The organism is Sphingobium aromaticiconvertens (genome assembly GCF_037154075.1).
Lineage (GTDB): Bacteria > Pseudomonadota > Alphaproteobacteria > Sphingomonadales > Sphingomonadaceae > Sphingobium > Sphingobium aromaticiconvertens.
In genome coordinates this window covers 4,066,844-4,089,562 of the sequence record NZ_JBANRJ010000001.1, presented here as the reverse complement: position 1 = coordinate 4,089,562, position 22,719 = coordinate 4,066,844, and the positions used below count along the sequence as shown (strand labels likewise).

25 protein-coding genes and 1 pseudogene are annotated in these 22,719 nt (G+C 61.2%); 21 read left to right on the top strand and 5 right to left on the bottom strand.

Annotation, left to right across the window (positions count from 1 at the left end; all coding sequences use genetic code 11):
• Positions 1–902 precede the first annotated feature (902 nt).
• The 5 genes from WFR25_RS19670 to WFR25_RS19650 all read left to right on the top strand — a co-directional run bounded on the left by WFR25_RS19670 (position 903) and on the right by WFR25_RS19650 (position 4,051).
• Positions 903–1,187, top strand: a complete 285-nt coding sequence (locus WFR25_RS19670; RefSeq protein WP_336974978.1) for a type IV toxin-antitoxin system AbiEi family antitoxin domain-containing protein — start codon at positions 903–905, stop codon at positions 1,185–1,187.
• Between the two features lie 798 nt (positions 1,188–1,985).
• Positions 1,986–2,276, top strand: a complete 291-nt coding sequence (locus WFR25_RS19665) for a hypothetical protein (protein ID WP_336973007.1) — start codon at positions 1,986–1,988, stop codon at positions 2,274–2,276.
• 61 nt (positions 2,277–2,337) lie between these two features.
• The gene (locus WFR25_RS19660; RefSeq protein ID WP_336973006.1) at positions 2,338–2,799 is read left to right on the top strand and encodes a hypothetical protein; all 462 of its coding nucleotides are present in this window, start codon (positions 2,338–2,340) and stop codon (positions 2,797–2,799) included.
• Between the two features lie 440 nt (positions 2,800–3,239).
• A complete protein-coding gene (locus tag WFR25_RS19655; RefSeq protein ID WP_336973005.1) occupies positions 3,240–3,518 on the top strand; it encodes a type II toxin-antitoxin system TacA family antitoxin in 279 nt (92 codons plus the stop codon).
• Positions 3,515–4,051 (top strand): GNAT family N-acetyltransferase, encoded by a 537-nt coding sequence (locus WFR25_RS19650; protein WP_336973003.1) that lies wholly within the window; start codon positions 3,515–3,517, stop codon positions 4,049–4,051. Before WFR25_RS19655 ends, WFR25_RS19650 begins: the two co-directional genes overlap by 4 nt.
• A gap of 48 nt (positions 4,052–4,099) precedes the next feature.
• Here the strand turns inward: WFR25_RS19650 and WFR25_RS19645 are convergent, their stop codons facing one another.
• Positions 4,100–4,408, bottom strand: a complete 309-nt coding sequence (locus tag WFR25_RS19645) for a hypothetical protein (protein WP_336973001.1) — start codon at positions 4,406–4,408, stop codon at positions 4,100–4,102.
• A 231-nt stretch (positions 4,409–4,639) separates the two neighbouring features.
• Here WFR25_RS19645 and WFR25_RS19640 point away from each other — a divergent pair, with 231 nt between their 5' ends.
• Together WFR25_RS19640 and WFR25_RS19635 are read left to right on the top strand one after the other, a co-directional pair.
• A complete protein-coding gene (locus tag WFR25_RS19640) occupies positions 4,640–6,211 on the top strand; it encodes a recombinase family protein (protein WP_336973000.1) in 1,572 nt (523 codons plus the stop codon).
• 146 nt (positions 6,212–6,357) lie between these two features.
• Positions 6,358–6,630 carry a hypothetical protein gene (locus WFR25_RS19635; RefSeq protein WP_336972999.1) on the top strand — a complete coding sequence of 91 codons (273 nt, stop codon included), beginning with the start codon at positions 6,358–6,360 and terminating at the stop codon, positions 6,628–6,630.
• Between the two features lie 35 nt (positions 6,631–6,665).
• Here WFR25_RS19635 and WFR25_RS19630 read toward each other — a convergent pair.
• The 3 genes from WFR25_RS19630 to WFR25_RS19620 form a co-directional block, all read right to left on the bottom strand.
• Positions 6,666–8,029 (bottom strand): IS3 family transposase gene (locus WFR25_RS19630; RefSeq protein ID WP_336967452.1). Its coding sequence is split into 2 segments (ribosomal slippage): positions 6,666–7,679 and positions 7,682–8,029, totalling 1,362 coding nucleotides; the frame shifts between segments, so codons are not numbered across the junction.
• Between the two features lie 215 nt (positions 8,030–8,244).
• Positions 8,245–8,856: a YoaK family protein gene (locus tag WFR25_RS19625; protein WP_272799605.1), complete on the bottom strand. Its 612-nt coding sequence runs from the start codon at positions 8,854–8,856 to the stop codon at positions 8,245–8,247.
• Between the two features lie 147 nt (positions 8,857–9,003).
• Positions 9,004–9,372 (bottom strand): DUF983 domain-containing protein, encoded by a 369-nt coding sequence (locus WFR25_RS19620; protein ID WP_048577809.1) that lies wholly within the window; start codon positions 9,370–9,372, stop codon positions 9,004–9,006.
• Positions 9,373–9,506: 134 nt separating this feature from the next.
• Here WFR25_RS19620 and WFR25_RS19615 point away from each other — a divergent pair, with 134 nt between their 5' ends.
• The 9 genes from WFR25_RS19615 (at position 9,507) to WFR25_RS19575 (ending at position 17,913) form a co-directional block, all read left to right on the top strand.
• Positions 9,507–9,806: a helix-turn-helix domain-containing protein gene (locus WFR25_RS19615; protein WP_272799604.1), complete on the top strand. Its 300-nt coding sequence runs from the start codon at positions 9,507–9,509 to the stop codon at positions 9,804–9,806.
• Between the two features lie 10 nt (positions 9,807–9,816).
• The gene (gene hyfB / locus WFR25_RS19610; RefSeq protein WP_336972997.1) at positions 9,817–11,832 is read left to right on the top strand and encodes a hydrogenase 4 subunit B; all 2,016 of its coding nucleotides are present in this window, start codon (positions 9,817–9,819) and stop codon (positions 11,830–11,832) included.
• Entirely contained in the window at positions 11,823–12,791 is a 969-nt protein-coding gene (locus tag WFR25_RS19605; protein ID WP_336972995.1) for a respiratory chain complex I subunit 1 family protein, read from the top strand. Before hyfB ends, WFR25_RS19605 begins: the two co-directional genes overlap by 10 nt.
• On the top strand, positions 12,791–13,453 hold the full coding sequence (locus WFR25_RS19600) for a hydrogenase-4 component E (RefSeq protein ID WP_272799601.1): 663 nt from the start codon (positions 12,791–12,793) through the stop codon (positions 13,451–13,453). The genes WFR25_RS19605 and WFR25_RS19600 overlap by 1 nt, the downstream gene beginning before the upstream one ends.
• A complete protein-coding gene (locus WFR25_RS19595) occupies positions 13,450–14,910 on the top strand; it encodes a hydrogenase 4 subunit F (protein WP_336972992.1) in 1,461 nt (486 codons plus the stop codon). The genes WFR25_RS19600 and WFR25_RS19595 overlap by 4 nt, the downstream gene beginning before the upstream one ends.
• 13 nt (positions 14,911–14,923) lie before the next feature.
• Positions 14,924–16,438, top strand: a complete 1,515-nt coding sequence (locus WFR25_RS19590; protein ID WP_048577806.1) for a hydrogenase large subunit — start codon at positions 14,924–14,926, stop codon at positions 16,436–16,438.
• Between the two features lie 9 nt (positions 16,439–16,447).
• Positions 16,448–16,981 carry an NADH-quinone oxidoreductase subunit B family protein gene (locus tag WFR25_RS19585; protein ID WP_048577805.1) on the top strand — a complete coding sequence of 178 codons (534 nt, stop codon included), beginning with the start codon at positions 16,448–16,450 and terminating at the stop codon, positions 16,979–16,981.
• Positions 16,978–17,475 carry a hypothetical protein gene (locus WFR25_RS19580; protein ID WP_148564797.1) on the top strand — a complete coding sequence of 166 codons (498 nt, stop codon included), beginning with the start codon at positions 16,978–16,980 and terminating at the stop codon, positions 17,473–17,475. The genes WFR25_RS19585 and WFR25_RS19580 overlap by 4 nt, the downstream gene beginning before the upstream one ends.
• 141 nt (positions 17,476–17,616) lie before the next feature.
• Positions 17,617–17,913 (top strand): hypothetical protein, encoded by a 297-nt coding sequence (locus WFR25_RS19575; RefSeq protein WP_048577803.1) that lies wholly within the window; start codon positions 17,617–17,619, stop codon positions 17,911–17,913.
• Between the two features lie 38 nt (positions 17,914–17,951).
• Here the strand turns inward: WFR25_RS19575 and WFR25_RS19570 are convergent, their stop codons facing one another.
• On the bottom strand, positions 17,952–18,170 hold the full coding sequence (locus WFR25_RS19570) for a hypothetical protein (protein ID WP_048577802.1): 219 nt from the start codon (positions 18,168–18,170) through the stop codon (positions 17,952–17,954).
• A gap of 238 nt (positions 18,171–18,408) precedes the next feature.
• On the opposite strand from WFR25_RS19570, the gene bktB reads away from it, so the two are divergent.
• The 5 genes and pseudogenes from bktB to WFR25_RS19545 all read left to right on the top strand — a co-directional run bounded on the left by bktB (position 18,409) and on the right by WFR25_RS19545 (position 22,685).
• Complete coding sequence (bktB, locus tag WFR25_RS19565) at positions 18,409–19,596, top strand: beta-ketothiolase BktB (RefSeq protein ID WP_082166266.1); 1,188 nt, start codon at positions 18,409–18,411, stop codon at positions 19,594–19,596.
• A gap of 144 nt (positions 19,597–19,740) precedes the next feature.
• Positions 19,741–20,688 (top strand): fused MFS/spermidine synthase, encoded by a 948-nt coding sequence (locus WFR25_RS19560; RefSeq protein ID WP_272799599.1) that lies wholly within the window; start codon positions 19,741–19,743, stop codon positions 20,686–20,688.
• A 613-nt stretch (positions 20,689–21,301) separates the two neighbouring features.
• Positions 21,302–21,430 (top strand): annotated as a pseudogene (locus WFR25_RS19555) (acetyl-CoA C-acetyltransferase); the annotation flags it as partial.
• A 68-nt stretch (positions 21,431–21,498) separates the two neighbouring features.
• Positions 21,499–22,431 (top strand): spermine/spermidine synthase domain-containing protein, encoded by a 933-nt coding sequence (locus WFR25_RS19550; protein ID WP_336972989.1) that lies wholly within the window; start codon positions 21,499–21,501, stop codon positions 22,429–22,431.
• A complete protein-coding gene (locus tag WFR25_RS19545; protein WP_048577799.1) occupies positions 22,428–22,685 on the top strand; it encodes a hypothetical protein in 258 nt (85 codons plus the stop codon). The genes WFR25_RS19550 and WFR25_RS19545 overlap by 4 nt, the downstream gene beginning before the upstream one ends.
• The last annotated feature ends 34 nt before the right edge of the window (positions 22,686–22,719 follow it).

Below are 22,719 nucleotides of genomic sequence, written 5' to 3'. Positions count from 1 at the left end.
AATGAGTTGCGCTATCTCATGCGGTCACTGTAGCGTCGTGCACGTACCTTCGCGTCGGTCGTCGACGGAACAGGGAACGCCTTGCCTCGGGTTCCGACGGGAACGGTAGGAATGTCTCACCTTAGGCATTGATCTGAGGGCGCCCAGTTGCTGGGCGACGTCACTATTCTTTGCAACTGCCGGTAAGCCGACTGACCGGAAAGTCCCAACCGTTGCCAAAGAGCGGCCCTTCAACTGGGCTTGGAGCTTAACGGTCTGGTGGGGAGGAGGAATGCCGGACTGGGTTCCGAACTTATCCTTTGAATGTCGTGAATGAGGGCGTCGGGGGCCGGATTTGAGCAAAGCGGCACTATAGTGCCGCTTTGGCGCGGATTCAGCGCAATTCTGCTAATTTTTGCCGGATCGGCACTTCAGTGCCCTGGCTATTGCGGGGCCTTTGAGAGCCAAGCATATTGCTGAGGACGAAGCGAATTGCGGCTTCTGAGTCGCCGGACCCGAGGGGCTAGGGAATGGCTGCAAGGAGATTTTCAGTGTTCATACCGTTGAAGAAACAGGAAGAATTTAGCGTCCGTGCAGGGACCGTCCTGGCGGAAATGAGGCATTCAAACCATGATCTTCGGTGTCGACCGGCAGAGGCGCAAGCGGGTGACGAACCCCAGATGAGATTCGAACAAAGGCGAAAATAAAAAGGAAGTAAAAACAAAGAGATAGGAAATTCGAAAAAAGAACAAAAACAGGTCTAGAACGCTAATGCGTTGAAAAAAGACACAATTATCCCTTGTGAATTTTAGTGGCTCCCATTTCAGGATACGTCTAAAACAATTTTAATATTCGCATCCGAGGCAGCAAGAAAAACGATATCACGATACCGTGCTTTAGCAAGAAATTCTTTGCTAAAGCCGGTGGTGTTGTCTTGTGAATTTGCTGCGGACGCACCTTTGTCATTTCCACGAGAGCCCACGCATGGTGTTCGCAAGCGTGATCGCGACCGTAAGGAACGGATCAAATCAGCAGGAGGTCCGAAACCATCCTTGAGGGAACGCGCCGTCGCCTTTGTACGAGAGCGGGGCGAAGTGAGAACCAAGGATCTCACGGACATCGGTATTCCTCGCTGCTACCTCTCCCGCATGTGCGATGATGGGCTCCTTCTGAAGGTCGGCCATGGTCGCTATCGGGTAGTAACCTAACTATCCATCCGGCATGGAAGGGGCAGTTCAGAACTCCCTATTGGAGCCTGTGGCACATCCGCTTCCGAGCCGTGGATCGTAAACGTCGCTTGCCGACCCTATCCACATGTTCAAAGAGCAGGCGGCAAGCCTCCATATGCTTGATGCCTTGACCTTCCGATCAGACTGGCAGTTCAAAACCCCGAAGAGCCTGTGGCACATCCAATCTTTTCGTCTGGCTAAGCATCGTGATGCAGCAAGCCGATTCGCAGTGCAAGGGGTAGGGCACTGAAGTGCCGATTGCTCTGATTTCCGCCCTTTTGCGCCGAGTTGAGCACATGAATGCCGGATTTGGGACAGTGGGTTCGAGTAGCGCTGAATGAGCGCGCTAAAGGACCGAGCGGGGGATACAGTGCGTTGCGCAAAGGGGAGATTTTTCCAAGCCACATCGCACGTCGGCTGCGATGTCACGAGGACGCATAGATTGTCCCTATTCTGCGACGGAGCAGAAACCTCCCGGGACGCACCATGATTCCTTCATACAGTCAGAGCCGCGGTGAACGTGGGCGGATGACGTTGCTTTGGCACATCGAAAGGACGGGATGCACCATCGCCGGTGATCCTGTCTGGACGGCAGATGAAATAGCCCATTTGTGTGAGACTTTCCCCGACAGGGAGGCGGCGTGTTTCGCCTTGCCGCGCAGGACTCCTGGGGCCGTGGCTCATAAAGCCCGTCAATTGGGCCTGATACCTCCGCGCAAGATATGGATCGGCGATGAAGCGGTTCGCCTTCGAAAGCCCTATGTGGCTGGCGTGCCTGTGGCGGAACTGCTCGATATCTTCCCGGGCAAGACCCGGTCGCAAATATGGAAGAAGGCTTGCCGCATGGGATATCGTCGTCCTCGGCGCGCCCCCAAGTTGACGGGAATGCCGCTGGTCGACAGCATCAGGCAACGGGCCTTCTCATGCCGCCTTTCCATGACCGATCTCGACGCATTTGTGGGTCGGAACCGCTATTTCGTTTCGCCCCGTTACTTCGATTGGCGAGCCCTGCAGAAGGCAATGACAATCCTTGGTGGTCGCCTGGCGATCTCATGGCCCAATGAGTAAACGTCGAAATGATCGAGGAAAGGAGAGGGCGTGTAAAAAGTGGTCTATGGCGGAAGATGGAATGCTGCGCGATGTTTATCCCGACTACCGGGCGTTGCAGAGGCAACTGCCGGACCGGACGCTGTCGGCGATAAAGCATCGCGTGCGGGCACTCGGCATCGTGTGCCGGCGGCATGTCTGGACGAATGTGGAGGTGGCGCGGCTTCGCAAAGCCTATCGCGAAAGCGTGGCCGACAAGGAACTGACGACTCTTTTTCCCGGATTGCGGCTGTATCAGATCAAGAGCAAGGCATCCCATATCGGGGCCGAACGGCGAAGACCGCGACTGGCATTGTTCGAGGATCCGGCGCTCGATGCGATCCGCAAGCGCTCGAAGGAGATGCACATTTCCTTCGTTGAACTGGACAGGCGGGCAGGGACGGGGCGCTTCTTTCAAAAGTCCTGCCGCCGGCCTTCCTTGAAACACATCGTGCGGGCGGCACAAGCCCTGGACGCGCAGGTCAGGATTGAATGGGACGAGTGAGTCCTGTCGATTGGCCGGGGACCGTGGCGGAGGTATCGGTTGCGCCGATACGCGGCGCTCCGACCTATATGGAACTCAACGTAAAGCTCGACGGGCAGCGATCGAGGACGAAATTGGAAACATCCCTTTCCATTATGGCCAGATAATGGAACATGAAGGCGCCATGCATCAAGTTATCGGCGCTGGGCTCCGTGACCGGGTTTGAATTACTATTCTCTTCGGATTGGCGCCTCAACGTGTACGCTCATTACAACGCCAGACGGCTGTCAGGGATGTCATGATGCAATCAAAGGCATTTCTCCTCACCTGATGAGAATGGCTTGTGGCAGGATCATGCTTTGCGTCGGTGCTCACCGGGAGTATCGTATGTGCTTTCATTGAACATAGCTTGCTACCAGGACGCGATAGGCCTATATGGGGTTTGTCAGAAGGATCGTCCCATGCCCAGAGTCGCCATAGAGACCAGCAGTCGCTTCCCGATGCAGATACCAGCGGCCGAGAAGGCGCGGTTGATGCGCGCTGCGGCACTTGAGCGAACCAGCCTCAAGGATTTTGTGCTGCGTAACGCGCTGCAGGCGGCGGAAGCCGTGATCGAGAAAGCGGAACGGCTCAGTCTGGATGAGGAACAGACCCGTTTCGTCCTCAATCTGCTCGACAATCCGCCGAAGCCTAACGCCAAGCTGCAGGCGGCAGCCCGGTCGCTCGCTGCTCGTAAATGACTTTGCCCGACTGGCGTGAAGAGCCGATTGCCAAGCGACACAATCGCAAGGGGTTTGATTGCGGCCAAGCCGAATTGAACGACTTCCTGGCGAAATATGCCCGGCAGGCACACGAAAGTGGTGCTTCGAAGACCTATGCGGCAGTTGATGCCGCCGACGGAACAACGATCCTCGGCTTCTACACGCTGAGCCCTGCGCAGGTTGATTTCGACCTTGCTCCAGAGGCGGCGCGGCCTGCCGGGGCAGGGCGGCATCCAATCGGTGGATTTCGCCTTGGTCGGTTAGCGGTGAGCAAGGCCATGCAGGGACAGAGACTTGGCGGCGAATTGCTGATCGCGGCTGCACGGCGCTGCATTCAGGTCTCTGCCCAGGTGGGCGGTTCGCTGCTGTTGATCGACGCAAAGGATCAGCGGGCGGCGGATTGGTATAAATCCTATGGTGCCCTGGAAATTCCGAAAGCGCCCCTTTCGCTTGTCCTGCCTTATGCCGTCTTCATCGCAGCGATGGAGCAGGCCGGAAGTCCCATCTTATAAGTCTTGCGAACATTCGCGGGGTTATCTGGCTTCCAGTCGAAGAGAAAATTATGCTGCCCAGCTTGAGAGCAGTGCAGTCAGTTGGTGCAGGCGATCCGTATCGGGCTGCTTGGCGAGTAACTGTAACACCGTTTGGGGCTGTTCATCATATCCTTCAAGCGGCGTCGTCAGCAGCATGAGTTGCTCCCAGGGATTCATGTCGCCCAAAGCCTGGAGCATGCGATCGAGATTGCGCAGCGGTTTGCCGTCTACGAATTGCACGGCGGGATAGCGGATCCCGCTTTCATAGGGCACGCCCAGAATGTGTCGGCCGCCCTGCAGAGCGTGGACCTCAGCGGGCTGCACATCGAGCATCATCGCGACATCTGCCGGACTGAGAATCCCGCCTGCGCGAGCCGTCATTTCCTCGCGAAACCTGACGGTCCTGCCAGCGGCGGCGGCAAGAGCGGCTAAATCGGCGGGTGAATCATATGCCATAGGGCAAAGCGGATAAGGCTGTTGGTCTGTGGACTCCATCAAATCATGTTGCGAATGTAAGGCTCTCTCGTGCCATGGCCTCTCTCCCAAAAACCAAACAGGAGCAAAGTGTTGGCAAGGCCGAGAAGTGCAGCGAGCCGTTATAAGCATCGTAAGAACAACGATCATCTCAAGGTCCGCGAAGCGGTCCTGTATGCACGGGTCTCCACGCCGGAGCAGCAGCGTGAAGGCTATTCGATCCCCGCTCAGGTCAAGCTGCTGGAAGATTATGCGGCATTGAATGGCATCGCGGTGGTATCGAGCCATGTCGACGTAGAGACGGCCAGGAAGAGTGGCCGGACAGCCTTCGGCAACATGTTACGTTATCTGCGCCGGCATCCGGAGGTCCGGATCATTCTCGTCGAGAAGACCGATCGGCTCTACCGCAATCTGAAGGATTGGGCGACGATCGACGACCTCGGCGTCGAGGTCCATTTCGTCAAAGAGAATGTTGTGATGTCTGAAGGCTGCCGATCATCGGAGAAGTTCGTCCATGGCATCAAGGTCCTGATGGCCAAGGCCTATATCGACAATCTTTCCGAGGAAACGCGCAAAGGGATGATCGAGAAGGCGCAGCAGGGCCATTGGCCAAGCTGCGCGCCAATCGGCTATCGCAACGTCAGGGACGGGCAGGGCAGGAACGTCATCACCATCGATCCGGAGGCAGGGCCGATAGTGACGCGCCTGTTCGACTGGTACGCTACCGGCCTTTATTCCTTGAAGGAGGTGACCGTGATGGCCCGGAACGCCGGGATGCGTTACCGCCGGAGCGGTCGGCCGGTCGGCGTCAGCACCGTTCATGGCATGCTGCGCAATCGCCTCTATGCGGGCACATTCGAATGGCGGGGCGAGATTTACGCTGGGACACACGAACCGCTTATATCCACCGATATCTGGGAGGCGGTCCAGCAGACGCTTGATGAGCGGAGCAGCGCCAACATCCGCGCCAAGCCGCATTTCTTCCCGTTCACCGGCCTGATCAAGTGTGGACATTGCGGCTGCGCGCTCGTCGCCCAGATGCAGAAGGGCAAATATATCTACTATCGCTGCTCCGGGTTTCGCGGGCGATGTCCAGAGCGCTTCGTCCGGCAGGAGGCACTCGAGGAGCATTTCCTGGAGCTGCTCGCGAAGCTCCGATGCGGAAGGGATCAGTTCGAGGAGATCCGCAACGCAATCGATCCAGATTGTCTGGAAGATGGAGACGACGAAATCAATGTGGCGTCCTTGCGCCATCGGAGCGCAACGGCTGGCATGCCAGGTGCCTTGCTCGATGCCGGCCTGGCCCTGTTGAATATGGGTCGGAGCTTGCATCTGCGGCTCCCCGGCCTTCCCGATGAAATGAAGCGGCAGATGCTGGGCCTGGTTTTTCAGCGGTGTTCCTGGGCGAATGGTGCACTGACGGGCGCCTTCAATCCGCCCTTCGATATCTTCGCGGGTCATCTGGCGGCACGGGGAGGGGCTGCATCGATCGGGTTGCTGCTTTCGAAATTGTTCCTCCGTGCGACACCGGACGTTCGGCTGCTCATCGCTCGATACAATGCGATGGAACGGGTGCGTTTGGCGGGTACGGACGATAATCCGATCGTACCCGGAATCGAGTGGGGCGGTTCCTCTCTTTCCGAAGCGCTGCCGCTAGCGGCCTGATGCTTGCAACCGCCCGGTGAATTTTGCGATACAGGTAGAGCGGTTTGACTGCAGGCCCGCGGTAATCGGGCGGTTGCTGCACACACACGATGGAGGTCACCTTCCCCTTTTTCAGCAGAGAAGATTTCGAGGGCGTTCCCAGCAGTTTGACCCATCGACCCCGCAAGCAGTTCGAGGCTGCCGTCGATCGGGCGGTCGGTGATCGGGTCAGATTCGATGGAGCCTGTGGCGCCGATCTGTGGTCGGCGCTTACCAATGTCGACTGGCATGGCCCTGACGGCCAAATCGTTTCCTATTCCTTCCGCACAGCGGGGGATCTGGTGGCCTGGGTGCGCGAGGAGGGGGACTATATTGAATGGTTCTGCGGTGATGAGCCGGGCTGTCCGTCGTCAGAACATTTGGCACACGTCGCGTCGTAAATTAGCGGAGTGCGGGCCTCGTCTTGGGGTTGATGTTAAGCGGCGAGCCTGCGGTGTTGCAAGCGCCGATATTCGATGGTCTTTCGCTTGATCCTTTCGCGCTGTTTGATGATGGCGGGAGCCCTGCCGAGGTAGGCGTCGGCGGGCGTCACGTTGTTCAGGCTCTCGTGGTAACGCTGGTTGTTGTAATGCTCGACGAAGGCCTCGATCTGGGCCTCAAGGTCGCCGGGCAGGAAGTAGTTTTCCAGCAGGATGCGGTTTTTCAGGGTTTGGTGCCAGCGCTCGATCTTGCCTTGGGTCTGGGGGTGCATCGGAGCGCCGCGTACATGGCTCATCTTCTGGGCATCGATGTATTCCGCCAGTTCGCCCGCGATGTAGCTGGGGCCGTTATCGCTGAGCAGCCTGGGCTTGTGCAGCACGGTGGCGCTGTCGCAGCCGGAAGCCTTAAGGGCCAGGTCCAGCGTGTCGGTGACATCCTCGGCGCGCATGTTGGTGCACAGTTTCCAGGCGATAATGTAGCGCGAGAAGTCGTCGAGCACGGTCGACAGGTACATCCAGCCCCACCCGATGATCTTGAAGTAGGTAAAATCGGTCTGCCACATCTCGTTCGGACGCGTGGTCTGGGTATGGAAGCGATCGGCGGCCTTGATCACCACATAGGCCGGACTGGTAATCAGATCGTGGGCCTTCAACAGGCGGTAAACGGTGGCCTCCGACACGAAGTAGCGCTTCTCGTCGGTGAAGCGCACCGCCAGTTCGCGCGGTGACAGCTCGCTGTAATCCAGCGCCATCTCGACGATCTGGCCCTGGATATCGTCGCCGATGCGGTTCCACACCCGACTCGGCGCCGATGGCCGATCTTCCAGCGCCTCCGGCCCGCCTTCGACGAAGCGATCGTACCAGCGGTAGAACGTCCGGCGGGGGATGCCGAGTTTGTCCAGCGTGTGCTTGGCGGGCAGGTGCGACTGCTCGACGATCCGGATGATCTCGAGCTTTTCGGATGCGGGATACCTCATTCGTCGTCGCCCCCATCCGCGATCATGCTTTTTTTAAGCAGGCGGTTTTCCAGCGTCAGGTCGGCCACGCATTCCTTCAGGGCACGGGCCTCGCGGCGCAGATCCTGCACCTCGCCAGTGGTCGCAGCACGGGCGGTGTCACCGGCCAGGCGCCGCTTGCCCGCTTCCATGAACTCCTTCGACCAGGTGTAATACAGGCTTTGGGCAATGCCTTCCTTGCGGCACAACTCGGCGATGCTGTCCTCGCCGCGCAGACCGTCCAGCACAATACGGATCTTGTCTTCGGCTGAGAAATGGCGCCGGGTCTGCCGCCGGATATCCTTCACAACACGCTCAGCAGGGGCCTTTGTCGGCGAATTTTTCAAGGAGGGTTTGGGCTTCATCTTCGTTCCTTCGTCACTACGACGAAGCCCAAACCCTCCTTAATTTACAACCTCAAATCTGTGCCATTGGTGCTGACGGCGGACAGCGCGCGCCGCGCAGCACCGCTGCCCAACCCGATGAAGGCAGAACGATTTCGCCGCCAATCGTGCCGGCTTCGCGCGGGGGCATGGGATCAGGCATGGATGCGGGACGATCGAATGGATACACGGTGAAGTCAGGCATCGAACATCCCGGGAAGCGAAGCTGCGCCGCCTTTCTCGATTTTTGTTGCTGCGAAGGCAAGGAGTGCTGCGGCGCCCGCGGCGATCCAGACCGTGCCGAGCGCTACCATCTGGTAAATTCCTGCGCCCAGCACAAAGCCCAGCCACAGGAGGAGGTAATGGCCCCAGCCATGGCCATTGCCCTCGTCCATGCCGGCAATTTTCTCGCCCAGCTTCACCAGCGGCGCGGTAAATGACATCAGCCCGCTGCCTGCCTCATCGTCACGCTCGAAAACCGAGTTCGCGGCTCCCATGGCCAATGCCATCGCGACGATCGGACCATGCGCCACGCCGAAAGCGCTCAGGCTCGCGGCTATAAGCAACAGCATGCAGACCAGCACGAGAACCGCTGCGCGAGGATGGTGCCGGGCACGATGCAGCACGATCGAACCAGCCATCACACCGAGCACGAAGGTTCCGATCAAGCCCGCCGCGACCGCCGCCCGCGCCGACCCCTCGGCCAACCCGATCCCCAGGAGGGTGGTGTTGGCGCTCACCGAAAAGAGAAAAAATCCGCCCAGATGAATGAAGCCCACGGCATCGACAAACCCCGCCAGCGCCGACAAGCAGATGGCCAGGATCCCGAGGTGCTTGTCACTCCGAGTCATTGCCGGATTGTACCATAGGGGCAGGGCATGCCGAACGGCCACGATTGGATTGCGCGGGTCACGCTCTTGCGCATCCAGCCCCAACGCCGGTGTGCGCTGAGATGCTCACTGCGCCGGGCCATCGGGAGGGGTTTTCTCTTTAGTGTGGCGGTATTCGAAGGCGAGCAGAAGCCCTTTCGCAAGCCGAAGCGCGCCGATGACGAGGACGATCGTCAACGGCACCCACAAAATGATGTGCACCCAGAATGGGGGGTGCGCACTGAGTTCAGTGGTGATCGCCAGCGTGACGACGATGCCCCCGACGATCATGACCAACAAGGCCGCGGGGCCGTCACCGACATTGAACCTGGCGTAATCGAGGCCGCAAGCCGAACAGCCCGGCGCGAAGCGCACCCAGCCAGCGAATAAACCCCTCGCCCCGCAGCGAGGACACAATCCGCGCGAAGCGGACAGAAGCGGTGTGGGCTCGACCATCTACGGACCTGCGTCCCGGGTTGAAGGTTGCATCACAACAGATATATAAAACATCAATATCATATCTTGGCATGTTATCATTGCTAAAGCAAACCTGATATCCTATCGTTGAAGGCTTGGCGGGAGGCTTGCGTATGATCGGAGCTGCCCAGTTGCGAGGGGCCCGCGCCCTGCTCGGGATCGACCAGCGCGAGCTGGCCGGGTTGTCCGGATTGTCGATGCCCACGATCCAGCGGATGGAGTCCAGCAAGGACATCATCCGCGGCAATGTGGAATCGCTGATGAAGCTGATCGCGGCGTTCGACAGGGCCGACATCGAATTTATCGCGGAGGGAGCAGTCAGCCAGGGCGGAGGTCGTGGCGTTCGGTTCAAGGCACTCGCCGGGACCGGTGGCTCCGGGCCATCCGTCCCGATTGGATCACGGTTGGCATAGGGGCGTGGGAATGGCGCCGATCATCCTGCTGCTGTGGCACGTTGCGGTTCTGCTCTGCACTGTCGGCTTGGGCGTGGTGATCAGGCGATCTGCACTGGCGCGGCGGGCTGTATATGGTGTCAGCATTGCCACCTGCGGTTTGGCCGTAGCAGTCGCGCTGGTCCACCTCCTGGCGAGCCCTGCGATCGACTCGATAGCGGTCCTGCCATTGGGCCTGCCGTGGATCGGCGCAAATTTCCGCCTCGACGCGCTCAGTGCATTCTTCGTTCTCGTGATCAACCTCGGCGGCGCGGCCGCCAGCCTTTACGGCCTTGGCTATGGCCGCCACGAAAGCGAGCCCCGGCGTGTGCTGCCCTTTTTTCCGGCGTTCCTCGCCGGCATGAACCTGGTGCTGCTCGCCGATGACGCCTTCACCTTTCTGTTGTCCTGGGAATTCATGTCGCTCGCGTCCTGGGCACTGGTCATGACCCACCATCGCGACGACGACAATCGCAGGGCAGGCTATGTCTATCTCGTCATGGCGAGCGCCGGGACGTTCGCGCTCCTGCTTGCCTTCGGTCTCCTGGCAGGCCCCGAGGGCGGATATGCCTTCGCGACGATGCGCGCGCGCGGACCATCTGGCGACCTTACGGGGCTGGTGCTCACCCTTGCCCTGCTCGGGACCGGTTCCAAGGCCGGACTCGTGCCGCTGCATGTCTGGCTGCCGCTCGCCCATCCGGCGGCGCCCAGCCATGTCTCGGCCTTGATGAGCGGCGTCATGACCAAGGTCGCGGTCTACGGCTTCATCCGGATCGTGTTCGATCTGCTCGGGCCGCCGGCCTGGTGGTGGGGTGTTCCGGTGCTCATCGCTGGCGCCGGCACGGCGGCGCTCGGCGTTCTCTACGCGCTCATGCAGAACGACATCAAACGCGTCCTGGCCTACAGCACGATCGAGAATATCGGCTTGATATTCGTCGGGCTCGGACTCGCGCTTGCGTTCGAGGGCAATGGCATGAAGGCGGCGGCCGCGCTCGCGATGACTGCCGCTCTCTTCCATGTCCTCAACCACGCACTGTTCAAGAGCCTGCTCTTCTTCGGCGCCGGTGCGGTCCTTACGGCGACCGGCGAGCGGAGAATGGAGATGCTCGGCGGTTTGTTGAACCGGATGCCGGCGACGGGCCTGCTCTTCCTTGTCGGCGCCGCCGCGATCTCGGCGCTGCCACCGCTCAACGGCTTCGCGTCGGAATGGCTGATGCTGCAAGCCATCCTGCTTAGTCCCGACCTTCCGCAATGGGCGCTGAAGTTGTTGGTCCCGGTGGTCGGCGCCCTGCTTGCGTTGGCCGCGGCGCTGGCCGCGGCCTGTTTCGTCCGCGCGTTCGGTATCACCTTCCTCGGCCGGCCGCGTAGCGAGGCGGCAACAAAGGCGCACGACGTCGACCGCTTGTCGATCACAGCGATGGCGATCCTGGCTCTGCTATGCCTGTTCACCGGGGTTTTCCCGGCACTCATCATCGATGCGCTCGCGCCTGTCGTGGATGGGCTTACGGACACGCGGATGCCGGTCCAGACCCATATTGCCTGGCTTTCGATCGTGCCGATCGCCGAGAGCCGCAGTTCCTATAACGGCCTGCTGGTTTTCCTGTTCATCACCGTCTCAGCGTCGCTGGCAGCCTTTGTGATCCATCGCGTCGCTTCGAACAGGGTGCGCAGGGCTCCGGCATGGGATTGCGGATTCCCCAACAGCAGCCCGGCGACCCAATATACGGCCAACAGCTTCGCCCAGCCCGTGCGGCGCGTGTTCGGCGGTTTCGCCTTCCGCGCGACCGAGCGTGTCGACATGCCGGCGCCGGGAGATGGTCGCCCCGCGCGCATGACCGTCACGCTGCACGATCTGGCCTGGGAGCTGGTCTATGATCCCGTCGTGGGCCTGGTCAACGTTCTCGCCGAACGATTGAACCATCTGCAGTTCCTCACCATCCGCCGCTATCTCAGTCTCGTCTTCGGCGCCCTTGTCCTCCTCCTGCTGATCATCGCATCATGGCCATGATCGACATGTCGCTGATCGACGGTTTGTCGATCCAGATCTCGCAGATGGTGCTGGTGCTGGTGTTGGCGCCGCTCCTGACCGGGTTGGTGCGCAAAGTGAAGGCGCGGCTGCTGCGCCGGCAGGGACCGCCGTTGCTGCAGCCCTATCGCGACCTGATCCGGCTGGTCCGCAAGGAAGCCGTCATCGCCGAGAGCGCGTCCTGGCTGTTCCGGATCGTGCCCTATATCGTCTTCGCCGCGACCTGGGTGGCGGCGGCCCTGGTACCGACCTTCGCGACCGGGCTGCTGTTCAGCTGGTCGGCGGACCTTATCGTCATCATCGCGCTGCTTGGAAGTGCGCGCTTCTTTCTCGCGCTCGCCGGCATGGATGTCGGCACCAGCTTCGGCGGGATCGGATCGAGCCGCGAGGCTATGATCGCGACGCTGGCCGAGCCGGCACTGATCATGATCGTGTTCACGATCGCTCTGGTCGCCGGCTCGACCCAGCTTTCAACCGTGGCCAATGTGATGCTGGCGGGTGTGGGTCTGCGCGTTTCGCTCGGCATGGCGCTGATCGCGCTCATCATTGTCGCGATCGCCGAAAACGGCCGCATTCCCGTCGACAATCCGGCGACGCATCTCGAGCTCACCATGGTGCATGAAGCGATGGTGTTGGAATATTCCGGACGGCACCTCGCGCTGATCGAGTTGGCCTCCTCGATCAAGCTTCTGCTCTACGCATCGCTCATCGCCTGCATCTTCGTGCCATGGGGGCTCGCCCCGGCTGGCGCGCCGCTCCGTGTCCATCTGATCGGCGTTGTCGTCTATGCGGCCAAGCTGGGTGTGGCCGCCATTATGCTCGCGCTATTCGAGACCATGATCGCCAAGATGCGGGTGTTCCGGGTTCCGGATCTTCTCGGAGCCGCGCTGATGCTGGGGTTCCTGGGCACGCTCCTGCGCTTCGTGTCGCGGAGCCTCTGATGGACAAGTTCGCCTTCGATATCGCCCATTTCCTTGCGGGCAGCCTGGTGCTGGTCAGCCTGCTGCTGCTCTATCAGGATCGCCTGTCGGCACTGCTCAACGTCTTCGCCTTCCAAGCCGTGGTGCTGGCCTTGTCGGTATCGTGGCAAGCTTATGTGCAGGGTGCGCCGCACCTCTATCTGACGGCGGCGATCGCGCTCATCGTCAAGGCGATCGTCATCCCGGTGGCGCTGCATCGTATGATCCGGCGGCTCGGTATCCACCGCGAGGTCGAAACAGCGCTCAATGTCGGCACGACCATGTTGGCGGGCCTCGCGCTCGTCGCCCTGTCGATCGTCGTCGTGCTGCGCGTCACCGCGGATGCCGGCACGCTCGCACGCGAGGATCTCGCCTTCGCGCTGTCGGTGGTGTTGCTCGGCCTGCTGATGATGGTGACCAGGCGCAACGCCGTCAGCCAGGTGGTCGGCTTCATGTCGCTCGAGAATGGGCTGATCCTCGCCGCCACCGGCGCCAAGGGCATGCCCTTCGTCGTCGAGATCAGCGTCGCCTTCTCCGTTCTCGTCGCGTTCATCGTCATCGGCATCTTCCTGTTCCGCATCCGCGAGTGCTTCGACACGGTCGATCTCCAGGCGCTCGATGATCTCCGGGAGAGGCGCGGATGAGCGAAGTGATTGACTGGATCGCGGCGAACAATGTCGCACTGATCCTCGCGATACCCTTCGCGACGTCGCTGTTGCTGCTGTGCCTGCCGGGGTACAGGCTGTCCGCCCGGCTCAACGCGGGTTCGGCTTTTCTGACGCTGCTCGCGGCGCTGTCCCTGTTCATCCACAAGCCGGCGCCTGGATCCTATCTGCTGGTCGATGACCTCAACATCGTCTTCATCGTGCTCAATACCTTGGTCGGTTTCACCACCAGCGTGTTCAGCGCGAGCTATATCGCCCATGAACTGGAGATCGGACGCCTGACGACGGTCCAGCTGCGCTTCTACCATGCCATGTATCAGATCCTGCTGTTCGCCATGAATCTGGCGCTTCTGGCGAACAATATCGGGCTGATGTGGGTCGCGATCGAGCTGGCGACGCTCACGACCGTGCTGATGGTCGGCATCTATCAAACTCATGAAGCGCTGGAGGCGGCCTGGAAATATTTCATTCTCGGCAGCGTCGGCATCGCGCTCGCGCTGTTCGGCACGATCCTGGTCTATATGGCGGCGCGCCCGGTGGTGGGCGAAGGCCCCGACGGCATGATTTGGACCGTGCTGATCGGCCATGCCGCCGCGCTCGATCCGGCATTGCTCAATCTCGCCTTCGTATTCCTGCTGCTCGGCTATGGCACCAAGGTGGGTCTGGCGCCGCTCCACGCCTGGCTTCCCGATGCCCATGCCGAAGGTCCGACCCCGATCTCGGCGGTGCTGTCGGGTCTGCTGCTCAATGTCGCGCTCCACGCCGTGCTGCGCTTCAAGCTGCTGCTCGCCGCGAATCCGGGCGCGATTGCGCCGGGTCCGCTGATGGCGACGATGGGACTGGTGTCGCTGATTTTTGCCGGCTTCATGCTGTACCGTCGGCGGGACATCAAACGGCTGTTCGCCTACTCCTCGATCGAACATATGGGCATCATCGCCTTCGCGTTCGGCATCGGCGGCCCGCTCGCGAATTTCGCCGGGCTGCTCCACATGACGATGCACAGCCTCACCAAGTCCGCGATCTTCTTCGCCGTCGGTCATATCGCGCAGGCCAAGGGCACGCAGAAGCTCGCAGATCTTCGCGGCCTTACCGTCTCCCACCCGTTGCTCGGCTGGGGGCTGGTCGCTGGCGTCGTCGCGATCGCCGGCATGCCACCGTTCGGCATCTTCATGAGCGAGTTTCTGGTGGTCAGTTCCACCTTTGCGCGCCAGCCCCTGCTCGCGATCCCGCTGGTGATCGGCCTGCTGTTCGCGTTCGGCGCGCTCATGCTGCGGCTTCAGGGCGTCGCGTTCGGCGAACCCAGCGGACATAGCGAGCCGGTCAAGGCGTCCTATCTTCCCTTGGCGACCCATCTCATGCTGGTGCTGATCGCGGGGATTTACCTGCCGCCGCCGCTGGTCGCCTGGTTCCAGCATGTCGCGAGGCTGCTCCATTGACCGGGGAACAACCATGCCGAGTTTGATCGAAACGCTTTCCGGCGCGGTTCCGCTGCATCCTCACAAGCTTTGGCCGCGGATACCGGTCGATGCCGACACATGGTCGATGCTGATCGAGCAGCTTGCCGAGGGACGCTGGACGCTGTCGGGGCTGTGGGGCGATGAAGGCACGGTCCATATGGCGGTGCTCGATGCGGAGCGTGGTCAGTTGGCGGTCGCAAGCCTTGCCTGCCAGGAGGGGCGGTTTCCCTCGGTCGCCCGGCATCATGCGCCCGCACATCGGCTCGAGCGCACGATCCGGGACCTGTTCGGGTTCGAGCCCGTGGGCGCGCCCGATGATCGTCCCTGGCTCGATCATGGCCGTTGGTCCGTCCACCATCCGCTCGGCGCGCGGTCCGCAGCGAGCGGCGAAGGGGAAGCCTATGCCTTCCTTACCGCCGAGGGCGAGGGTCTGCACCAGATCCCCGTTGGCCCCGTCCATGCCGGCATCATCGAACCCGGTCATTTCCGGTTCACCGCGAACGGCGAAGCCGTCGTGCGGCTCGAGGAACGGCTCGGCTACGCGCACAAGGGGGTGGAAGCGCAGATGGCGGGCGCGGCGCCGGACCGCGCGGCGCGGTTCGCGGCGCGACTGTCGGGCGACAGCACCGTGGCCTGTTCCATCGCATTCGCCCGTGCGGCCGAAACCGCGCTCGGGATCGAAATCCCTGGTCGGGCGCACTGGCTGCGGGCGCTGATGGCCGAGCTGGAACGGATCGCGAACCATCTGGGCGACATCGGTGCGGTCTGCAACGACGCGTCCTTCGCGTTGATGCATGCCCACACCGCAGTGCTGCGCGAACGCGTGCTGCGCCAGGCCGATCTATGCTTCGGCCATCGGCTGATGATGGACCGGGTCGTTCCCGGTGGTGTGACCGTCGACCTCGATTGCCCCGGTCAGGACGGCATAAGCGCGCTTGTGGCGATGATCCGCAAAGCCTTCCCGCCGCTGGTCGACCTGTACGACGAAACCGCATCGCTGCAGGATCGCACCGTCGGCACCGGCACGCTTTCCCATGTCCTCACGCGCCAATATGGCGCCGGCGGATATGTCGGCAGGGCGTCTGGACGTGTCTTCGATGCACGCTATGACCTTGCCTATGCGCCCTATGACCGGCTTCGGTTCGACGTACCGATCTTGGCTGAAGGCGACGTCAATGCGCGAGTCTGGGTGCGCATCCGCGAAGTGGAACAGAGCCTCGGCCTGATCGACCAGATCATTGAGGGCATGCCGCCCGGCGACATCGCGGTCGCGCTCCCCAAGGCGAAGCAAACATGTGAGGGCCTCGCACTGGTTGAGGGCTTTCGCGGCGATATCCTGTGCTGGCTCCGGCTCGGTCCGGACGGTACTGTCGAGCGCTGCCATCTGCGCGACCCGTCCTGGTTCCAGTGGCCGCTGCTCGAAGCCGTGATCGAGGGCAACATCGTCGCGGATTTCCCGCTCTGCAACAAATCGTTCAACTGCTCCTATTCGGGGCATGACTTATAGGCTCCGCCCATGCGCAAGCTCCTGTTCGAAAGCCTGATCCGACCGCCGCTCACCGAGCCGCGGCCCGATCCGGATCTGTCGATGATCGCGGATATTGCTGGTCGGTTGGGGGGCGTCGCCCGGCAGAAGCTCGGTCGCAGCCTCTCGATCCGCGAGATCGATGCCGGTTCCTGCAACGGTTGCGAGCTCGAAATCCATGCGCTGGGCAATGCATTCTACGACATCGAGCGCTTCGGCCTGCGCTTCGTCGCCTCGCCGCGTCACGCCGATGTGCTGCTGGTGACGGGGCCCGTGACGAAGAATATGCGTGAGGCGCTGGAGCGGACCTACAACGCGACCCCTGCGCCCAAATGGGTCGTTGCCGCCGGAGATTGCGCGGCCGATGGAGGCTGTTTCGCCGGCAGCTACGCCGTCCTGGGCGGCGTATCGGCGGTAGTACCCGTCGATCTGCACATCCCAGGCTGCCCGCCTTCGCCGGTCATGCTCTTGAAAGGCCTCATCGCGCTGATGGAGCAGTCGAACCGGAAGGTCCCGTCCAGGTGACGATGCGCGTGCCGACGCTATGGCTCTTTCACGCCGGTGTCGTTGCCGCACTCCAGCAGTTTGCGATGGGGATCCTTGCCGTTTTGGGCTTTGCCCTGTTGTCGCGATACGATCTGACAGGGCCGATGCTCGTCGATCGCGCAGACCATGTCGACGTCTCTCCGCTCTTGTCATGGGCCTGTCTTCTCCTGGCGATGAACGTGGCTCTGACAAGTCGGCGGGTCATGGCACGGACCGCCGCCCGCATTCGACAAATATCGCATGGTATGAACCCCGCTGCGCCGAATGCGGTGACCCGCGAACTGCTCGTTCGCGTCTGGTTGGCCGCGATCGCCATGGCCGTGCTCACGCTCGTGGCGCCGCCCCATATCGTAGTGGCTGCAGCCGACCTTCTTGGATGGCCGGTTATAGCGGCAGTCGGATGGCCTGCGCTGATGAGCATTGGAGTTGCCGGATTCGGTGCGGTCGGGTTTGCGGCTCGTCAGGCGCTTTAGGCATCGACTTCCCGATATCGTGTGATGTTCAGTACATCAAAATGTAGTTGTATTGATCTATAGTCCATGTGTGAAATATGATTATCGGCTGAATCGACCAAAAGCGATTCCGTGACCAACCCCCTGATTGATGGATAGGCGATGACAGGTGAAACCGGCGGACTGCCGAAAGACAAGGGCCAAGCAGGGCGCCTGTCGCTTCGGTTCGACTCTGATCCGGAAAAGAACGCACCGGTCCGGCAGGTGCGCGTGCGGGCGCTACCGAATAGAGAGGGCGACGACGCCCGCATGCTCCTACTGGAAGCGCGCGTTGGGACGAGCACGGTCCGGCTACATCTGACAGCCGGCGAAGCCGCCGAATTGATGTTCGAGATTGGTTTCGCCCTCGAAGAAGCGGCCAGAGCCGCGAATGGGCAACCGCTCAGACGGCCGGTCTGATCGGATTATCGCGCTCATTTCTCGAGGGCAGCACGGCCTCAGTTTCTGTCGCGTTGTGCGTAATATGGCACCGACTTCGCACGCTTCTCGGCTTCATTGATCTCGGCCCTGCGCCCGGTATCCTCGGCCTGTCGTGCCATCTCCTCCCACCGCTGCGCACTTCGCTCAAGCTGCTGCCTGCGCAAGGGTAGGGCTTCGATCGCGGCGGCCGCGCGTTCGGCGATGGCACGTTGATAGTAGATGTCAGCGGGGGGCAATTGGCAATCTCTCGTCGATGATTGTCCAGCCGCCAGCGCGGGAACTGGAGAAGAGGGCATCCGGCACCGCTGGAAACCTTCGAGGCAATATAGTGATCAAAGACGCCTATATACACATGGCTTATGCCTTGATAATAATCAGATATGATGTTTCATACATCATGTTTGATGTGATTTGTCGTTTGCCTCGCCATTTGAGCGCGAAAATGAGGCGATGGAAATTCGGAAAGGTACAAACTTGCAGGACGTCGTCATTCTTTCGGGGGCACGCACCGCCATAGGCGATTTCGGTGGAAGCCTGAAAACCGTCGCTCCGGCTGAGCTTGGCCGCATCGTCATTGCCGAGGCGATCAGGCGCGCAGCGCTCCAGCCTGATGATATCCAGCATGTCGTGCTTGGCCAGGTTATCCAGAGCGAACCTGCCGATATGTATGTCTCGCGCGTGGCGGCGATGGCGGCGGGTATCCCGGATCGCGTGCCGGCCCTGACACTCAATCGTCTGTGCGGATCCAGCGTCCAGGCCATTATTTCGGCCGCGCAGATGATCGCCCTCTCGGAGTGCGAGATCGCGGTCGCGGGCGGCGTCGAGAGCATGAGCCAGTCGCCCCATGTCGTCAAAGGCCTGCGCTGGGGACGGCGTATGGGCGATGAGGCGATGGTCGATGCGATGGCCGCGGCACTGACCGATCCTTTCGGCGCCGGGCATATGGGGGTCACGGCGGAGAACATCGCCGAGCGGCATGATATCACGCGGGAGATGCAGGACGCGCTCGCGGTCGAGAGCCATCGGCGTGCGGCGCAGGCGCAAAGCGAGGGGCGGTTCGACAGCCAGATCGTGCCCGTGCAGATCAAATCGCGCGGGACCGTCAAGTCGTTCGACCGCGATGAGCATTTGCGCTCCGACGTGGATGCGGCTGGTCTGGCCGCGTTGGCGCCCGTCTTCCGCAAGGAGAAGGGCACCGTAACGGCAGGTAACGCCAGCGGATTGAACGACGGTGGCGCGGCGCTCGTCCTGGCATCCGGAGACGAAGCCAGGCGTCGCGGCCTTGTGCCGATGGCGCGTATCGTCGGCTGGGGTCATGCCGGTGTCGCGCCTGATGTCATGGGGCTCGGGCCGGTGGAGGCGGTGCCGATCGCGTTGCGGCGGGCAGGGCTCACGCTTGACGACATCGATGTGATCGAAGCCAACGAGGCCTTTGCGGCCCAGGCCTGCGCGGTGGCCAAGCTCCTCGACTTCCCGCCTGACAAGGTCAATCCCAACGGCAGCGGAATCGGCCTCGGCCATCCGATCGGCGCGACGGGCGCGATCATCACGATCAAGGCGATGTACGAGTTGCAGCGCATGGCAGGCCGCTATGCGCTGATCACGATGTGCATCGGTGGCGGGCAGGGGATAGCGCTGATCATCGAGCGTGTTTCGAGTTGAGCTATCCGGCCGTGACAATGAGAAATGCTGCTCCGATTGCATCCCTGACCGTGGTTGCACGCCAGTGGTCGTTCTTACGAAGGCCGATGCTATCTCATTTGCACAACCGTCGCGTGTTGGCGAGCCGGCTGGCGGAGAAAGGGCGTGCCTGACCGTTCCGATCAGGATTTCGACCTCGATCGGACGGACGTCTACAACGACGACGTCGTGCGCGTCCTCGACGCCATCGCGGACTTCGACTGCGGTGGGGGTGGACATGAGGACGATCTCTATGCGGCGTTCGATGACGAAGGCTATGAACAACCCCCCTCCGAAATAAACATCGCTTTGGCAGCGCCGATCGGATCGAATGGGCCGCTGATCTTTGACCTGGGAGATATGCGCACCCTGTTGTTCAACTGGACCATCGTCCAGAGCGGGATGCGGATCAGCGATCCCTCAAGGCTGATCTTCGACTATACCCAAATGATGATGGGATTTCTCCTCTTCAACGAGGCGCCCACCGAGATCGAGATGATCGGGCTCGGCGGTGGTTCCCTGGCGAAATATTGCTATTCTCGACTGCCGGAGAGCCGGATTACCGCCATCGAAATCGATCCCGATGTCATCGGGCTGAGGGCTAGCTTCGAGATTCCCGATGACGATGATCGGTTCAGGGTAGTGTGTGCCGATGGGGCAGATCATGTCCGCAGCGATCCATCACGGCCTGACGTCATCCTTGTCGATGGCTTCGACGGGGACGGACAGCCGCCCCAACTCTGCTCGGCACGCTTCTATGACGACTGCTACAATCGACTGAAGCCTGGCGGGCTGCTCGTGGTCAATCTCTGCGAGGATCAGGAGGCCCGTTATCACTGGCCCATTGCTCTTGTCCGTCGAAGCTTCGGGAAAAATGTCCTCGCGGTGCCGACCGAATGCCGCGCGAACAGAGCGGTCTTTGCCCGCAAGGCCGCACAATTTCCGGCGGCGCCAGACAGGCTTCGAACAACCGCCCGCCGACTGGCACAGCTTCATTCCGTTCCGTTTGAAGCGCTGGCAAAGCGCATCTGCCAAGTGATGGGTTCATCCCGACCCGGTGGCGGAAAGGGGTAGAAGGAGCCGGAATTTTCGGGGGCAATGCTATTCAGGGTGTGTAGAAACATTCTGGCTTTCCGCTGCACATCGCGTGTCGCGCGCGCAAAGCGAGCGATCGGATGCTGCGTCATGAGCGGCGGCTATCGCAGAGCGCGCGCCGGAAACCTGCCAGTCCGAAAACCTGAATCGGCCAATGCGCGAAGCAGCTGCAGCCACCGTTCAAGCCGCGAGCGGGCCGGCGGGACACATCGAACAGCTCGTGCCGCATATCTCCCGCCGTCGCGGCTGGCCTCAGGCATGGCCACAACGGCAAGCACCTAACGTAGCTTGCTCCCCCGTTCGCAGGGATCGCTCCATTCCCAAACCAAAGCCGGCAAAATTCTGTGATAGACACCTGCTATCCCATACATCGTTTCCATGCTATAACTCTGTATATTGATATACTAAACATCATGCAAGAGGTACGGAAGGCGGCGGCTCAGAAAGACACCGGCATTCATCGTTGCCGCCGAGCCCTGCCTCGGTCTTCGGCAAGCGACATTTTGAAACTCCGCACAAGCGTAAGCGCATCGCGGACGGCACCATGCCGATAGCCGCAAGGGTGTCAGTTTGGCGCAAACAAGGACAACCAATGACCGATCCCGTCGTTATCGCCAGCTATGCTCGTACCCCCATGGGCCCGTTTCAGGGTGCTCTATCCGGGGCGACATCGACGCAGCTCGGAGTCGTCGCCGTGAAAGCAGCGCTCGAGCGCCGTGGTGATCGCAAGCGCGGCGCAAACCTGTGCACCGGCGGCGGCGAGGCCACGACGATTGCCCTGCAGCTTCTATGACCGAGCCGCAGCGCGCGATGATGGATGAGTTGGTATGGGCGCATCGCGACGCTGAGGCGCTTGCGGGCGACTTTGGGCTCGATCCTGACAGCATCAGCATGCTGCAGAGACTGGGGTTTTGGCCCCGCCCCGTTACTTCTCTACCGACCAGGCCCGGGAGCCCCTATGTCTGTCAGACCGGCGATGTTCGATCCTTGCATTTCGACTGGTCGAGCATTCAGAGCGGCATGAGCCTGAACGATCCGCTCGAGCTGCAGTTCGATTACACGCGAATGATGATGGGCTTCCTCATCTTCAACCCCGCGCCTCGATCGATCGAAATGATCGGTCTCGGCGGCGGCTCACTGGCCAAATATTGCTACCACAAAATACCGAGCGCCCACATCGCCGTCGCCGAGATCGATGCCGATGTTATCGCCCTTCGGGATGCGTTTCTCATACCTCCTGATGGACCGCGCTTTCGTGTCGATTGTGCTGACGGCGCCGACTTCGTGGCGCGGGCGGCGGGAAGCCCAGAGGTTATTCTCATCGATGGGTTCGACAGAGACGGCCAGCCGCCCCAATTATGCTCGCAGGACTTTTACCGCGCCTGCTACGACCGGATGGCGCCCGCGGGCATATTGATCGCCAACCTTTGGGGCGACCATGAGGTCTATTCCGATCGCATCCGTCGAGTTTTCTTCGGTAACGCCATCGTGGTGGAGACCGAAGGCGGCGGCAACCGCGCCGCGATTGCTCGCAAGGATGGCAGCCTCGATCTGTCGCCGAAAACGGCCCTGGCGGCTCTTGCACCGCATCACGATGGGTTCTTGTCTGCGGTCGGCCGTAGGATTGCGACCCAAGTCGACCTTGATCGACAAGCCTGTCGCAAAGCGCGGGCGCGGCCCCTCCCCGGTGTGTCGTCCTGCCACTATGTGAGCCGCCGATGATCGAGCCGCCCGAAACCCCGTTCCTCCTTATCGTTTTTGATGCCGCTCAAGCTACCTTCTCGCTGGAAGGCCCGGTCACCGATGACCGCGCATGGCGGGCCGCAATTGCCGCCGCAGGCGTCGAGCGCGCGAGCCTTGGATATCAGGCGTGCCTCAATGGCGGCGCACGGATGTGGCGCAGAACCGCTGCGCAGGAGTTTCGCGAACGAACCGGGTTCCGCCGCGTCGCGAGGGGATCGATCGTCCACATATAATGTCAGCGTCTCGATGCGGAGGCGCCGCCGCACC

Coding starts and splice junctions, on each gene's coding strand:
- WFR25_RS19545 (WP_048577799.1), top strand. CDS start 22,428: ATGATCGAGCCGCCCGAAACCCCGTTCCTCCTTATCGTTTTTGATGCC.
- WFR25_RS19660 (WP_336973006.1), top strand. CDS start 2,338: ATGCTGCGCGATGTTTATCCCGACTACCGGGCGTTGCAGAGGCAACTG.
- hyfB (WP_336972997.1), top strand. CDS start 9,817: ATGGCGCCGATCATCCTGCTGCTGTGGCACGTTGCGGTTCTGCTCTGC.
- WFR25_RS19595 (WP_336972992.1), top strand. CDS start 13,450: ATGAGCGAAGTGATTGACTGGATCGCGGCGAACAATGTCGCACTGATC.
- WFR25_RS19585 (WP_048577805.1), top strand. CDS start 16,448: ATGCGCAAGCTCCTGTTCGAAAGCCTGATCCGACCGCCGCTCACCGAG.
- WFR25_RS19600 (WP_272799601.1), top strand. CDS start 12,791: ATGGACAAGTTCGCCTTCGATATCGCCCATTTCCTTGCGGGCAGCCTG.
- WFR25_RS19590 (WP_048577806.1), top strand. CDS start 14,924: ATGCCGAGTTTGATCGAAACGCTTTCCGGCGCGGTTCCGCTGCATCCT.
- WFR25_RS19655 (WP_336973005.1), top strand. CDS start 3,240: ATGCCCAGAGTCGCCATAGAGACCAGCAGTCGCTTCCCGATGCAGATA.
- WFR25_RS19650 (WP_336973003.1), top strand. CDS start 3,515: ATGACTTTGCCCGACTGGCGTGAAGAGCCGATTGCCAAGCGACACAAT.
- WFR25_RS19575 (WP_048577803.1), top strand. CDS start 17,617: ATGACAGGTGAAACCGGCGGACTGCCGAAAGACAAGGGCCAAGCAGGG.
- WFR25_RS19550 (WP_336972989.1), top strand. CDS start 21,499: ATGACCGAGCCGCAGCGCGCGATGATGGATGAGTTGGTATGGGCGCAT.
- WFR25_RS19620 (WP_048577809.1), bottom strand. CDS start 9,372: ATGGTCGAGCCCACACCGCTTCTGTCCGCTTCGCGCGGATTGTGTCCT.
- WFR25_RS19645 (WP_336973001.1), bottom strand. CDS start 4,408: ATGATGCTCGATGTGCAGCCCGCTGAGGTCCACGCTCTGCAGGGCGGC.
- WFR25_RS19615 (WP_272799604.1), top strand. CDS start 9,507: ATGATCGGAGCTGCCCAGTTGCGAGGGGCCCGCGCCCTGCTCGGGATC.
- WFR25_RS19605 (WP_336972995.1), top strand. CDS start 11,823: ATGGCCATGATCGACATGTCGCTGATCGACGGTTTGTCGATCCAGATC.